Here is a 13,973-nt window from a genome sequence, read left to right on the forward strand (position 1 = left end):
GACCCATCGACGCTCATGGCACCATGACGCTCATTTCGCGCGCGTGGAGATCTCCACGAGGTCCGCGCTGATGCGGTCCTGCCCGTATTTGTGGGCCATCTGCCCGAGCGGCTTTTCCAGCGCCTTCAGGTAGTCCTGCCTCGACTCCACCTCGGTGCGCCGCCCGTCGAACAGCGGCGCCGGCGTCGTCAGCAACACCACCAGTTCCGTGCCGAACGGCCGCGAGATCACCCAGTCGCCGCCGTCGCCGATGGTGGCGCTGTAGCTGGCCGGCGCCTGGTGGCCGGGCACGCGCGCGCTCGGCACCAGGTGGGCCACATTGCCGTCGGCGGCGAAGTAGTCGACGTACACATACGAATCCTGCGCGGGCGTGCGCAGCTCCAGCACCAGCGGCGTGCCTTCGGTCAGTTGTGTATGGTTGCCGCGCGTGCGCAGCGACGATGCGGCTGCGCCCTCGCGGCGACCGGACCAGTATGGCGCGATCATGCGTGCGATATCGCACTTGTCGGCGCTGAGCGGTTGCGTATCCACGTCCAGCGATTTCACGCCCGGCAGCGCGTTGAGCTGCTCGCGCAGGCGCGACACGCCCACGCTCTCGGCCAGGTAGCCACGCACGTGGACCCTGCCGTTCTCCGGCGAGGTCGCCGCCAGCAGCGAGCATGGCACTGCGGCCGTCACACGCAACACCGCTGGCATGGAGAACGCCTCGGCCGGCGGGCGCGCGGCAGGAGCAGGCGGTGTTGTCGACGTGGATGGCGCAGGGGGCGTCGTGGACGGTGCGGTCGGCGAACTGCCGGCCTGCGCCACCACCGGCGGCGTCTGTGCCGGCCGGCTGGTACGCCATGCGAAGTAGCCGACCGCCGACACGCCCACCACAGCGGCCACGGCAACGCCCGCCAGCAACGCCGGCCGCTGCGGCACCGCCGACGCCGCGCTCATGCCCGCCAGGAAGCGTTCGACCGTAGGCGTGCGGGTCTCGCGGTCCAGCGACAGTGCCTCTCGCAGCGTCTTCCACTGTGTGCGCGACAGCTCGCGCGGCTGCGCCGGCTTGAGCCCCGCCGCACGCGCCTGGTTCGCCGACATGCGTTCATAGGGGTGCCGGCCGGTCAGCAGCTCGTAGGTGACGCAGGCCAGCGCATAGATGTCGTCGCGCGGATCGGGCTCGCGGTGCTCGAACATCTCCGGACTCGCGTACGCCGGTGTCATGCCGCCGAGCGAGCCGGGATCGAATACGGTCTTGTCGGATTCGTCCGCAGGCGGCAGGAAACCGCGCGCGATGCCGAAATCGATCACCTTCACTTCGCTGCTGTCGGTGAGGAAGACGTTGGCGGGCTTGAAGTCGCAATGCACGAAGCCGCGCTCATGCGCATAGGCCAGCGCATGGCCCATGCCGGCGATGATGGGCATGGCCTTGGCCATAGGCATGCCGGTGAAGCCGGGCGCCTTGAGAATCTGGCTGAGCGGCTTGCCCGACAGGTATTCCATGGTGAGGAAGACCACCGGGCCATCGCGGTCGAAATCGTAGACGGTGACGATATTCCGGTGCGCCAGCGTCTGCGCCTTGCGCGCTTCGCGCTGCAGGGCAATCAGCGACTTGGGGTGGCCGCTGAACTGCAGGTTGAGCACCTTGATCGCGATATACGGCTTGCGGTCGGAGGCCTCCAGCTTGCGCAGGTCCAGGGCCTTGTACACCGTCCCCATGCCGCCGACGCCAAGGCACTCTTCCAGCACGAAGCGCCCGTTCAGCGTATCGCCGACGCCCTTCGGCCGCGAGGCCGGCGGCACGGTGCCGACTGCCGGCGAGGTGGCATAGAGCGAGCCGGTCACAGGCCCGGTTTCCATGTGGGTCGACTCGCCCGCCGGATCGTACTGCGTCGTGCCGCGCCGCTCGATGCGGCGCATGACCTCGGCGTACACCGCGGGGGGGAACGGGAAACGGGTGTTCTCTTCGACGATCACCCGTGCCAGCTGGCTCGGCGTGGTGTGCTCCTGCGCCAGCGCCATGTCGAATGACGCGACGAACTCGTCGTCGGACAGCCCACCGTTCTGGAACTTCCGAATCAGGTCTTTGACACTGGCCACCGGCGTTGCCCCGAAGTCGATGCAAGCGGAACGCACTCACGCAAACGCCCCGTCCACGATGGATACTAGTGCGCACTCTTGGCATCCGCAAACCGCGCGTGCGCGTGCCGCGGCGCGATTGCCACCTAGTGCCCGGACGGGTCACATCGAGGCAAGCCGCTGTCGGTGCCGCGCCAACAACGAACATCGATCTGTTGGCGAATTCCCGTCAGTCTGGCTGGTCCGGTATCGGCACGATCGCAGCACGCAACGTGTTCCCATCCCGCAAACCCGCCTGGCGATTGGCGCCCGCGAATTCCACATGCCCGCAGTCCGAAACCTGGCATGGCTCCTGCGTGTTCCTGCCTTTCGGGAGACGCCTGAGACGTCGACCGGAATGCGTCGCAGCGAATAGTGACTGCATCGAGACGGTGCGCGGCGCGATCGGTGCAGTCCCGTTGCTGCGCGACGTGTGGCGCAGCGGCCTGCTTGCGCATCGGACCGCACGCCTATACTGAATCGGCGCCGCCCCCGCGCGGACGCGGCGCCGCACGACCGGAGAAAGCCATGGCAGTGATCGTCATCAAGGACTTGACTGAAAACATCGACCTGGACCGGGAGGCCATGACCGCCATCCTCGGTGGCAGCCGCAGCGGTGGCACAGGTGGACGTGGCTGGCACGGACTGCGGCAGCGCGGACCGTCCCGCCTGGTCGCGTATCCGCAAGGTTGGCCGGCAAACCCGCACGTCCGCCCGCTGGAGCGCATTGAGGGCAAGCTGCCTCGCAAGTGACGCTGGCCCCGGACGCACCACCGAAATAGAAAGCCCGCCATGACGTGGCGGGCTGGTTGCGGACGGCCCCGGACCTTCTGGGTCAACGCCATCAGCAGTTCGGTCATTCCTTGCCAAGCAGGTTTCCCATGATTCCGCCCATGACGCGGACGCCCCACCGGACCACCCGGAGAGTCGCGGGAATTCTGGCAGTGGCGACAATGACCGCAATGCTCACGGCGAGCAGCGAACCAGTATCGTTGTAGAAGGCCAATACGGGAACTCTATTGTCCGCCCCGAGCGAGCAATCCTTTGCTCGCGCCTTGAGTATAGGCTGGCCTCTCCTGCTTTCAACCCGGAATTGGCACCGCGCGGATGTGAGTGCCAACGCCAGTGTCCGATGTGCCGGCGGCCTGACATATCTGGTTACTTTTTCGCAGCGCAACAAATTTTGATGGTTCTGCTATAATCCGCGCCGTGAGTTTCGCAACTGTGAGTTCCGCCACCCGCCAGGCACATCCCGCCAAGGCGAATCCGCTGCCCTCCCAAGCTCTGTTTCTCCGCCGCCGATCGCGTTTGTTTTGCTGTATCAGTGGCCGACAGAACGCACCGCTCACCGACGTAGCCTCGTCTCCGATCCTGTTGAACAGCCTGAACTGAGCTGTTTGCCTGCCAGGGACCATGCGGCTGGCCTAGCGCCTGCCGACACCCTGCCTGCCGCCGTACTGTCAGCTGAGTCTGTCGTAACGGCCTCACCGATTGGCGCCGAAGCCTTTTTAAAGACTTTGCACTGCGCCCACCCCTATTTCTTTTGCGTGACAGGGGTGCCATGCATTTTTTATCACGACGACATGACCCAGCACGACATTCGTGCGGAGCAAGCTATTGCCTCCGCTACCGACGCTTCGATCACTTCCGCCGCCCAAAGCCCGCTCGACAAGCTCGACGCCATGCTCAACGGCCCCGAGGAAGTGACTGGCGCCGCCGCAGCGGAGAACGGTTTTGCCACGCTTGGCCTCGATGCGGCCATCCTGCGCGCACTCTCCGAACTGAACTACAACAACCCGACGCCCGTCCAGGCGCAGGCCATTCCCGCCTTCCTGGCAGGCCGCGACCTGCTGGTATCGAGCCAGACCGGCTCGGGCAAGACGGCGGCCTTCATGCTGCCCGCCATCCAGCGCATCAGCGAAAAGCCGGCAACGAACCGCCCGACCGAACCCGCCAAGCGCATGAAAGGCAAGCGACCCCGCCCGGCCCCGGCTCAGCCTTCGCTGCTGGTGCTGACGCCGACGCGCGAACTGGCGCTGCAGGTGACCGAAGCCGCCGCCAAGTACGGCCGCCACCTGCGCCGCATCGTCTGCGCCAGCATCCTGGGCGGCATGCCCTACCCCAAGCAGCTCGCCATGCTGGCGAAGATGCCGGACATCCTGGTCGCTACGCCGGGCCGCCTGCTCGACCATATCTCGGCCGGCCGCATCGACCTGTCGGCACTCGACATGCTGGTGTTCGACGAAGCCGACCGCATGCTGGACATGGGCTTTGCCGATGACATCGACGCGATCGTCGACGCCACCCCGGCCAGCCGCCAGACGCTGATGTTCTCGGCCACGCTGGACGCGCGCATCGCACAGCTTGCCTCGCGCCAGCTGAAGGATCCGCAGCGCATCGAGATCGCCGCGGCCCGCGCCGACCAGAGCCATATCGAACAGCGCCTGCACTTCACCGACGACATGTCGCACAAGGAGCGCCTGCTCGACCACCTGCTGCGCGATGCCTCGCTCAAGCAGGCCATCGTGTTCACGGCCACGAAGCGCGACGCCGACTCGTTGGCCGAGCGACTGTCTGACACCGGCTTCGCCGCCGGCGCACTGCACGGCGACATGACCCAGGGCGCGCGCAACCGTACCCTGACCGCGCTGCGCCGTGGCAACCTGCGCGTGCTGGTAGCCACCGACGTAGCCGCGCGCGGCATCGATGTGCCCGACATCACCCACGTGGTGAACTTCGACCTGCCCAAGCAGGCAGAGGACTATGTGCACCGTATCGGCCGTACCGGCCGCGCGGGCCGCTCGGGCATCGCCATCAACCTGGTCAACCACGGCGACATGTTCCAGTGGCGCCGCATCGAGCGCTTCACCAACCATCGTATCGACGCCTCGGTGATCGAAGGGCTGGAGCCGCGCCGCTCGCCCAAGCCGCGCTCGAACTTCGGCGGCAAGCCGGGCGGCCGTGGCAATGGCGGCGGCTATCGCGGCGGCGAGCGCAGCTTCGGTGATCGCAATTTCGGCGAACGCAAGTTCGGCGGCGAAAGCCGTGGCTTCGGCAATCGTGGCAGCCAGGAAGGTGGCCGCAGCTTCGGCGACGACAACCGTGGCAACCGCGAAGGCGGCTACCGCGGTGGCGAGCGCAATTTCAGCGATCGCGGCGATCGCAACTTTGGTGAGCGCAAGTTCGGTGGCGAAAACCGTGGGTTCGGCAATCGTGGCGGCCAGGAAGGCGGCCGCAGCTTCGGTGACGACAACCGTGGCTTTGGCAACCGTGAAGGCAGCGGCGGCTACCGTGGTGGCGAGCGCAGCTTTGGCGACCGCAGCTTCGGGGATCGCAAGTTCGGCGGCGAAAGCCGCAGCTTCGGTGACCGCGGCGGCCGTGATGGCGGCCGTAGCTTCGGCAACCGTGAAGGTGGTTTCGGTGGCCAGCGCAATGGCAATGGCAATAGCCGTTCGCGTTACGAGCGGTAAGGCAATGGTGGCGCTGCGCGCGCTGGTGTTGTGATGGAGGGCACCCTGGGGGGTGCTCTTTTTTTTTGAGTGATTGGAGGGATGGGTGACAACGCCCCCCCCTAAATCCCACACGTCCGAAACCCCACCAACACAAAATCCTCCTCCGGCAGCAACGCCAACCGCGCCCGCACATGTCGCTGGCGCGAAGCACTGACAAACGTCGTGCCTCGCACCGCCTGGTGCGTCCCGAATCGTGCCACCAGCTCGCCATCCGATGGCGACGCTGCAAACCCCGCATACGGCTCGTATGGAGAAGCGGTCCACTCGCGCAATGTGCCCCATTGCAGGCCACGATTCTGCAAGGCGGCAAGCTCCCATTCGGCTTCCATCGGCAGGCGCCGCCCTGCCCACGCGCACCAGGCCTGCGCTTCATACAGCGTGACATGCCTCACAGCCTCGTCGGGGTTGAGCGTGCGCAGCGTGCCAAAGCGCTCCACCATCCAGTTGCGCGATTCCGGGTGCCGCGACCAGTAGCGCGGTGCGGAGCGCTCCTGCGTCATCAACCACTGCCGGCCCGCGGCCGACCACCAGGCCGGGTGTTCATAGCCGCCGTCTCCGACAAACTCCAGGAACTGCGCGTTGCTGACCAGCGCGGCGTCGATTTCGAATGCCGGCACATAGGTGGGCTGCGGCGGCAGTTCGTCCGGCTGCGCATAGCCGTCCGGATCCGACCAGCCTTGCGTGAAGCGGCCACCGGGGAAATGCAGCGTGCCGGCATGCCCGACCGGCACGCCAGGTCCGGGCGCAACCGGCGCGGCGGGTGCCAGGCCGAGCGCCTGCAGCAAGGCTGCGAGATTTTCCGCCTGCGCGTCCTCCAGGAACAGCGCACGGCGGAAGGGATAGAGCGTGAGGTCGCCATCGTCAGGCAACAGGGCCAGACGGCGCAGCAGGCCATCGAGCACATCGGAAGCGTATTGCTTGACCACGGCCACGTCGGGCAGAACGATTTCCCAACGCTCGTCCGGGCCGATACGCTCCGGGTCGAACCACTCGTCTGCGCCATCCAGCCGCGACGGCTCGCCGGCCACGGGCACCGGCACGCCGCCACGGTCGAGCTGGCGTACGCCGCGCAGGCACCACCACTCGGCATGCCAGGCGATATGCCCAAGCGTCCATAGCGGCGGATTCGCGTCGTACTGCCGCGGCACGTCCCAGCCCTTGCGGGTCTGCCCGAATGCGGCCAGCCAGGCCAGGGTGCGGCTGCGCGCATCGACCAGCGCCTGGGCCAGCCCTTCGCGCGGCAGGCGGCGGGCGTCGGACCAGCCAGCGTGGCCGCCACCGAAGTAGAGATCGGGAAGCATGGTGAAGCCGCTCATCGGGAAGACATCCGTTCGGGGAACGACGAAGACGGGCCGCCGCCCGCCATGGCAGCGGCCATTATGACACCGGGCGGGGAGACGCTTCAGGCGCGCGCGTGAAACACCGCGAACCAGCCCAGCGGGTCGGTCCAGTACACCGGGTCGTCGAAGCCGGCAGCTTCGAGCAGCATGGTGAAATCGCCAGGCCGGTATTTGTAGGAATCCTCGGTATGGATGCGCTCGCCTTCGCCGAACCTGCGCTCGCCGCCGTCCCAGCGCACCCTGACCTGCCGGCGCGCCTGCAGGTGCATCTGGATCCGCGAGGCCTGGCGATCGAAGCTCGCGACATGGCTCCAGTCGTCGACATCGAAATCCGTCGCGACGATGCGGTTCACGTTGCGCAGCACGTTACGGTTGAACGCCGCGGTGACGCCCAGCGGGTCGTCATAGGCGGCGACCAGCGTGGCTTCGTCCTTGAGCAGGTCCACGCCGATCAGTACTCCGTCGCCACGCCCGGCCGCGCCACGCAGCCGCTGCAGTAGCGCGAGCGCGTCCATGGGCGAGAAATTGCCGATGCTCGAGCCCGGATAGAAGAACAACCGCCTGCTTCGCCTGACGCTGCGCGGCAGGTCGAAGCTGCCGCACAAGTCCGCACCGAGCCCGAGCATGGGAATGTCCGGGTTCTGCTGCTGCAGGCACGACAGCGTGCCGCGCAGGAACTCCACCGAGATGTCCAGCGCCACATACTGGGCCGGCTGCAGGCTGCCGAACAGCCGCGCGGCCTTCTCGCAGTTGCCCGCGCCCAGGTCGATCAGCACGCAGCCGCTGCCCGCGCGCGCGGCAATGGCGGGCGCGGCACTGGCAAAGATCGCCGCCTCGGTGCGCGTCGGGTAGTACTCGGGCAGGTCGGTGATCGCTTCGAACAGGCGCGAGCCCAGCACATCGTAGAAGAACTTCGGGCTGATGCTCGCATCGGTCTGGCGCAGACCGGCCAGTACCTGCTCGCGCAGGGCGCGGCTGTCTTCGTGGTACTGCTGGATGAACTCCGGCTGCGGCAGTACGGCCCTGGGCGCATGGCCATTGGCCACGCTCACCAGCGAGGGATGGCCGTCGTGCGCGTCGTTGGCTTCGTTTGCGTTGTTTCCGTTGCGATGGCCGAAGCCGGATGGGTTGGCGGAGCGGGAACGGTTGAGCGGGGTCGGGACAGCCGGCATGTCGTTTCCTTGTGTGGTTATGGATCCACTTCTTATTCCCCCAAGGCGGACGCGCCCCTGCATGTGTGGGCGCGCCGGATCCGGGATGCGCCGCTGTGCTGTCCGGGACGCATCGACCGAAAGCCGATCTTCAAGGATAGGCGCCACACGGCGATTGCGCTTGCTGCAATGCACAATGGGAGTGCGGCGTCCTCTGGGGCATACGACACAGGCGGCTCATCTCCGTATCTTCCCCAATGCCGCCACGGCACAACAATTCGTTTATAATCCCGCCCAGCGTGGACGCACTCTGGTCCGCGTCCCTTCAAAGGGGAGTAGCTCCGGGGCCATGCCCTTAGCACAATCGTCATTCCGAGACGGACGTCTCCGGTTGTGCTGACACTGGTGCGCAGACCGCACCAGACGTCGAGCAAGACCTTTGCAACCTGGAATCATGGTTTGCAAAGGCGACCTCCGGTCCCCCGTTTCACTCCATGACTCCAGGCGAACCAAACGCACGTTTGCGGCTATTCGACTTGAGGAGAGTTCATGGAGTGGTTTACCGATCTGTTCACGATGCAGTTCCTGACGGCGCTGTTGTCCATCGTTGTCATTGACCTGGTGCTGGCCGGCGACAATGCCATCGTGATCGCCCTGGCGGCGCGCAACCTGCCGCCGCACCTGCAGAAGAAAGCCATCGTCTGGGGCACCATCGGTGCCGTGGTGGTGCGCTCGGCCATGACGATCGGCGTGGTCTGGCTGCTCAAGATTCCGGGCCTGATGCTGATCGGCGGCCTGGCGCTGGTGTGGATCGCCTACAAGCTGCTGTCCGAGGAAGGCGACGGCGACGGGCACGGTGCCGCCGCCACCACGCTGTTCGGCGCCATGAAGACCATCGTCATCGCCGATGCCGTGATGGGCATCGACAACGTGCTGGCCGTGGCCGGCGCCGCGCACGGCAGCTTCCTCCTGGTGGTGCTGGGCCTGCTGATCAGCATCCCCATCGTGGTGTGGGGCTCGAGCCTGGTACTCAAGCTGATGTCCCGCTTCCCGGCGATCATCTACATCGGCGCCGGCGTGCTGGCCTTCACGGCGGTGAAGATGATCGTGCATGAGCCGCTCATCAAGGCGTTCTTCGAAGCCAACCCGGTGATCAACTGGGGCCTGTACGTGCTGATCGTCGGCGGCGTGCTGGGCGCCGGCTACCTGGTGCAGAAGCGCCGCGAGCAACACCAGCAACAGCAACCGGCCGGCAGCCACTGAGGCTTGCCGCCACGCCAGGGCAGCCGCCCTGGCCACCTGCCGGAAGGGCCGCCCGAAGGGGTGGCCCTTCTTGCTTTAGAATGCCAGGTTTGCGGGCCCGCGCCCGCGTCACTTCCCATCCCGCCCCGCGCCGATGAAACAGTATCTCGACTTCATGCGCCATGTGTCCGAGCATGGCACCGAAAAGGCCGACCGCACCGGCACCGGCACGCGCTCGGTGTTCGGCTACCAGATGCGCTTCGACCTGCGCGAAGGCTTCCCGGTGGTCACCACCAAGAAGCTGCACCTGAAGTCGATCATCCTGGAACTGCTGTGGTTCCTGCAGGGCTCGACCAACGTGCGCTGGCTGCAGGAAAACGGTGTCTCGATCTGGGACGAGTGGGCCGACGAGAACGGAGAACTGGGCCCGGTCTACGGCTCCCAGTGGCGATCGTGGCCGACGCCGGACGGCCGCCACATCGACCAGATCACCGACCTGCTGAACCAGATCCGCGCCAATCCGGATTCGCGCCGCCTGATCGTCTCGGCCTGGAACGTGGCCGACATCCCGCGCATGAAGCTGCCGCCGTGCCACGCGTTCTTCCAGTTCTACGTGGCCGACGGCCGGCTGTCCTGCCAGCTCTACCAGCGCAGCGCCGACATCTTCCTGGGCGTGCCGTTCAACATCGCGAGCTACGCCCTGCTCACGCACATGATCGCGCAGCAGACCGGGCTGGACGTGGGCGACTTCATCTGGACCGGCGGCGACTGCCATATCTACAGCAACCACTACGAACAGGTGCAGACGCAGCTTTCGCGTGAGCCGCTGCCGCTGCCGGCGCTGAAGATCGTGCGCAAGCCGGACAGCATCTTCGACTACCGCTACGAAGACTTCGAGCTGGTCGGCTACCAGTCGCATCCCGCCATCAAGGCGCCGGTGGCCGTATGACGCTGCTGACTCTCGTCGTCGCTCGCGCCCGCAACGGCACCATCGGCCGCAACAATGCGCTGCCGTGGCGCCTGCCGGAAGACCTAGCGCACTTCAAGCGCACCACCATGGGCGCGCCGATCATCATGGGCCGCAAGACCTGGGATTCGATCAGCCGTCCGCTGCCGGGGCGGCGCAATATCGTGGTGAGCCGCAATGCAGCACTGAAGCTGGAAGGCGCGGAAGTGGCCGCCTCGCTCGAAGAAGCGCAATTGCTGTGCGTGGGTGTGGAACAGGTATTCCTGATTGGCGGTGCCCAGCTCTATGCCGAAGCGATGCCCAGCGCGGACCGGCTCGTGGTGACGGAGATCGATGCCGATATCGAAGGCGATGCGTTCTTTCCCGCGATCGACCGCACACAGTGGATCGAAACATCGCGCGAAACGCATCACTCGGAAGCCAATGGCTTCGACTATGCGTTCGTGACCTATGACCGGCCGGCTTCGGGTGAAGAGTAGGAGCCACTGACAAGGCAACCATGAAAGCAGGTGCGATTGGGTTGGCGTGCTTGGCGAGCGCCGCTGTTTCGCCGGCGTAGCCGGCGAGTCACTTCTTGTCCGAGCGACAAGAAGTGACCAAGAAACGCGTTTACTTGCCCTAACGGGCGAATATTGATCGTAGTGTGCCGAGGGTGTTGTACGGGTACGGGCTTCAGAGTGTTTCTGGCTGCCTGCCGCGTGGTGCGCGGCCGTGGGTAGGCTTTCAAGCGCTGATTGAACGAGCCCCGAAACTGTCCGTGGCCCCTGCTGCTACCGGTATCGCGGGAACGCCTTCGGCTGCGCTGCGCGCGGCGCCCTAGTCGGCAGAGCGACTGATATCAACGTCGCTGGCGCTGACGCTTCACTCTTCTTCATTTTTTTCTTTACGTCGCGCATGGCACATGCGCCAAGGGCTTCGTCACTACCCCTTGGTTCGGGCAGTGGCCCAGAAACCCAGACTGCTGAGTGCGCGCAGCGCAGCCGCAGGCGTCCCTGCGATATCGCTGTTAGAAGGGTCCACTCCGTAATCCGGGTTCGCTCGTACGCCCTGTCCCATCCTAATCATCTACGCGGCAGGCAGTCTGGTTATGCCACTGGACCGTCTTCACCTCATCGAGCCGTTCGTCCACCACGAAAACGCGCTTTTGCCTACTTTTACCGCTCGGGGAAAAGTAGGTCGCCGGCTACGCCGGCGAAACAGCCACGCCTGCCAAGAGCGACATCCCAAATCCTCCCCACAGCCCCCCAATTCGATGAAGAACCTTTTTTGGTCCATCACCGGGCGTCAGCGTCCTTTTTAAAGGTCCGGACCGGGTGAGTACCGATGTGTCGCCGATGCGCAAACAGGTGCCCGAAAGATGTTGGCTGCCATCGAACACAGCCTTGCCATCCGGCCAGGGCCTATGGCCCGCAGAAAATCAGATTTCACCTTTTATTTCACGGAGTTAAGCCGCAGGGCAACGGTTTGGACCAACCTTGGCACACCCTATGCGTATATCCCTGCGAGCGCAGCAAACGTGCTCTACCACCCAACCAAGCCAGCAAACCCCAGGAGTCCATCATGTCCCTGACCATCCAGAACCTGCCCGTCGAACAAGACCTCGATCACGCCAAGATGAGCGCCGTGCGCGGCGGCAGCGTCTTCGTGAATTCCGGCATCAATGCCATCACCGGCGGCGCGGGCGTCTCGTTCGCCAGCCCCAACACCATCGTGGCCCCGGTCACGCAGGTGGATGCGTCGACCCGCACCAATGTTGACGTGAAGACCGTCAACAACATGCTCAACAACGTCGGCGGCATCGTCCAGGCGCTGCAGCACTAATCCAGACCATTCCATTCATTCAGCCTACCCAGGAGACCATCATGTCCTTGACCATCCAAAACCTGCCGCTCGAACAAGACCTCGACCATGCCAAGATGGGCGCCGTCCGCGGCGGCAGCGTCTTCGTGAACTCCGGCGTCAACGCCATTGCCAATGGCGCAGGTGTCTCGTTCGCCAGCCCGAACACCATCTTCGCGCCGGTCACGCAGGCCGATGCGTCGACCCGCACCAATGTCGACATGAAGACCGTGATGAATACGATCAACAATGTGGGGGGCGTCGTCGCGGCCCTGCAGCACTGAGCCGCGCGGCAGGAACGGAGGAAAGGGACGGAGAAGCCGGCGCCAGTTCGCGCTATCCGTCCCATGCCGGCCCGGCAGCCGTACGCCGGGCGCAAAAAAAACCGCCCGATCTTCGGGCGGCTTTTTTTCGTTCTGGACGGCGAGCGTGCCGTCAGTTGCCAGCAATCGTCATCTGCTCGATCAGGATCGAACCGGTCTCCTTGGTGCCGCGCACCAGCGAGTCCGCGCCGATGGCAACGATCTGGCGGAACATCTCGGCCATGTTGCCGGCAATGGTGATCTCTTCGACCGGATACTGGATCTCGCCGTTCTCGACCCAGTAGCCCGACGCGCCGCGCGAATAGTCGCCGGTCACGTAGTTGACGCCCTGCCCCATCAGTTCCGTCACCAGCAGGCCGGTGCCCAGCTTCTTCAGCATGGCGCGGAAATCGTCGCCGGCAACTGCCAGGCTGCTGGTGAGCGTCAGGTTGTGCGAGCCGCCGGCGTTGCCTGTGGTCTGCATGCCGAGCTTGCGCGCCGAGTAGGTCGACAGGAAGTAGCCTTCCACCACGCCGTCGCGCACCACGTCGCGCTCGCGCGTGCGCACCCCCTCTTCATCGAACGGCGCGCTGCCCATTGCGCCCGGTACGTGCGGCCGCTCATGGATCTGGATATGCGGGGCGAACACCGCCTTGCCCAGCGAGTCATGCAGGAAGGTTGACTTGCGATACAGGGCACCACCCGAAACCGCCTGCACGAAGGCGCCGAGCAGGCCGGCGGCCAGCGGTGCCTCGAACAGCACGGGGCAGCGGCGCGTGGACAGCTTGCGCGCGTTCAGGCGGGCCAGCGCGCGCTCGGCGGCATAGCGGCCGATGTCTTCGGGCGCGGCCAGTGCCAGCGGCGATCGCTTGGACGAGTACCAGTCGTCGCGCTGCATGCCGCTGCCGGTGCCGGCAATCGGCGCGCAGGAAATGAAGTGGCGCGAGTACGGATAGCCACCCATGAAACCGCGCGTGGTGGCCAGCACGAATTGCGAATGCTGCGCCGACACGCTCGCGCCATCGCTGTTCTTGATACGCGGCGACACCGCGAATGCGGCCGCTTCGGCGCGGCACGCGATATCGATGGCACCCTCGGCATCGATCGTCCACGGATGGAACAGGTCCAGGTCGCGCGGGTCGCGCTCGAGCAGTTCTTCCTCTGCCAGGCCTGCGCAGTCGTCTTCGGCCGTGAAGCGGGCGATGTTGTAGGCCGCCTCGGCCGTGGCGCGCAGCGCGGCCGGCGAGAAGTCCGAGGTGCTGGCGTTGCCGCGGCGCTTGCCGATCAGGACCGTCACGCCGACCACCTTGTCGCGGTTCTGCTCGATGGTTTCCACCTGCCCCTTGCGCACCGACACCGACAGGCCGCTACCCTCCGAGATCTCGGTCGCCGCATCGGTCGCACCGAGCTCGCGTGCCACACGCAGCACATCGGCGGCCATCTCGCTGAGCTGGGCCTGGGTATAGGTGAAATGCGCGGTCTGTTCGGCGATGGAGTCCATGCTGGGCGGTGGTGTCATC

The 13,973-nt window shown here is 65.6% G+C and carries 11 protein-coding genes; 7 read left to right on the plus strand and 4 right to left on the minus strand.

From position 1 onward, the window contains the following. Positions 1-30: 30 nt before the first annotated feature. Positions 31-2,082 (minus strand): serine/threonine protein kinase, encoded by a 2,052-nt coding sequence (locus LDO29_RS14005; RefSeq protein ID WP_224080392.1) that lies wholly within the window; start codon positions 2,080-2,082, stop codon positions 31-33. Positions 2,083-2,628: 546 nt separating this feature from the next. On the opposite strand from LDO29_RS14005, the gene LDO29_RS14010 reads away from it, so the two are divergent. Together LDO29_RS14010 and LDO29_RS14015 are read left to right on the plus strand one after the other, a co-directional pair. After that, on the plus strand, positions 2,629-2,853 hold the full coding sequence (locus LDO29_RS14010; RefSeq protein ID WP_224080393.1) for a hypothetical protein: 225 nt from the start codon (positions 2,629-2,631) through the stop codon (positions 2,851-2,853). An 830-nt stretch (positions 2,854-3,683) separates the two neighbouring features. Continuing rightward, positions 3,684-5,570, plus strand: coding sequence for a DEAD/DEAH box helicase (locus tag LDO29_RS14015; RefSeq protein WP_224080394.1), 1,887 nt, complete (start codon positions 3,684-3,686; stop codon positions 5,568-5,570). A gap of 101 nt (positions 5,571-5,671) precedes the next feature. Here the strand turns inward: LDO29_RS14015 and LDO29_RS14020 are convergent, their stop codons facing one another. Next, complete coding sequence (locus LDO29_RS14020; protein WP_224080395.1) at positions 5,672-6,928, minus strand: SUMF1/EgtB/PvdO family nonheme iron enzyme; 1,257 nt, start codon at positions 6,926-6,928, stop codon at positions 5,672-5,674. Positions 6,929-7,014: 86 nt separating this feature from the next. Further along, entirely contained in the window at positions 7,015-8,124 is a 1,110-nt protein-coding gene (egtD, locus tag LDO29_RS14025; protein WP_224080396.1) for an L-histidine N(alpha)-methyltransferase, read from the minus strand. Positions 8,125-8,652: 528 nt separating this feature from the next. On the opposite strand from egtD, the gene LDO29_RS14030 reads away from it, so the two are divergent. From LDO29_RS14030 to LDO29_RS14050, 5 genes are all read left to right on the plus strand, one after another. Next, entirely contained in the window at positions 8,653-9,366 is a 714-nt protein-coding gene (locus LDO29_RS14030; RefSeq protein WP_224080397.1) for a TerC family protein, read from the plus strand. 133 nt (positions 9,367-9,499) lie between these two features. Further along, a complete protein-coding gene (locus LDO29_RS14035) occupies positions 9,500-10,294 on the plus strand; it encodes a thymidylate synthase (protein WP_224080398.1) in 795 nt (264 codons plus the stop codon). Then, entirely contained in the window at positions 10,291-10,791 is a 501-nt protein-coding gene (locus LDO29_RS14040) for a dihydrofolate reductase (RefSeq protein WP_224080399.1), read from the plus strand. Before LDO29_RS14035 ends, LDO29_RS14040 begins: the two co-directional genes overlap by 4 nt. Positions 10,792-11,872: 1,081 nt before the next feature. Further along, positions 11,873-12,133 (plus strand): hypothetical protein, encoded by a 261-nt coding sequence (locus LDO29_RS14045; protein ID WP_224080400.1) that lies wholly within the window; start codon positions 11,873-11,875, stop codon positions 12,131-12,133. Positions 12,134-12,174: 41 nt separating this feature from the next. Next, positions 12,175-12,435, plus strand: coding sequence for a hypothetical protein (locus LDO29_RS14050; RefSeq protein WP_224078473.1), 261 nt, complete (start codon positions 12,175-12,177; stop codon positions 12,433-12,435). A gap of 151 nt (positions 12,436-12,586) precedes the next feature. Here LDO29_RS14050 and pmbA read toward each other — a convergent pair whose 3' ends face one another. Next, the gene (pmbA, locus tag LDO29_RS14055) at positions 12,587-13,954 is read right to left on the minus strand and encodes a metalloprotease PmbA (protein WP_224080620.1); all 1,368 of its coding nucleotides are present in this window, start codon (positions 13,952-13,954) and stop codon (positions 12,587-12,589) included. Positions 13,955-13,973 lie beyond the last annotated feature (19 nt).

Source organism: Cupriavidus laharis, from assembly GCF_914271435.1.
Classification (GTDB): Bacteria; Pseudomonadota; Gammaproteobacteria; order Burkholderiales; family Burkholderiaceae; genus Cupriavidus; species Cupriavidus laharis.

Bases quoted from the DNA above. Each gene is read 5' to 3' on its own strand.
- LDO29_RS14020 (WP_224080395.1), bottom strand. From the start codon at position 6,928: ATGAGCGGCTTCACCATGCTTCCCGATCTCTACTTCGGTGGCGGCCAC.
- LDO29_RS14010 (WP_224080393.1), top strand. From the start codon at position 2,629: ATGGCAGTGATCGTCATCAAGGACTTGACTGAAAACATCGACCTGGAC.
- LDO29_RS14015 (WP_224080394.1), top strand. From the start codon at position 3,684: ATGACCCAGCACGACATTCGTGCGGAGCAAGCTATTGCCTCCGCTACC.
- LDO29_RS14045 (WP_224080400.1), top strand. From the start codon at position 11,873: ATGTCCCTGACCATCCAGAACCTGCCCGTCGAACAAGACCTCGATCAC.
- pmbA (WP_224080620.1), bottom strand. From the start codon at position 13,954: ATGGACTCCATCGCCGAACAGACCGCGCATTTCACCTATACCCAGGCC.
- LDO29_RS14030 (WP_224080397.1), top strand. From the start codon at position 8,653: ATGGAGTGGTTTACCGATCTGTTCACGATGCAGTTCCTGACGGCGCTG.
- egtD (WP_224080396.1), bottom strand. From the start codon at position 8,124: ATGCCGGCTGTCCCGACCCCGCTCAACCGTTCCCGCTCCGCCAACCCA.
- LDO29_RS14040 (WP_224080399.1), top strand. From the start codon at position 10,291: ATGACGCTGCTGACTCTCGTCGTCGCTCGCGCCCGCAACGGCACCATC.
- LDO29_RS14050 (WP_224078473.1), top strand. From the start codon at position 12,175: ATGTCCTTGACCATCCAAAACCTGCCGCTCGAACAAGACCTCGACCAT.
- LDO29_RS14035 (WP_224080398.1), top strand. From the start codon at position 9,500: ATGAAACAGTATCTCGACTTCATGCGCCATGTGTCCGAGCATGGCACC.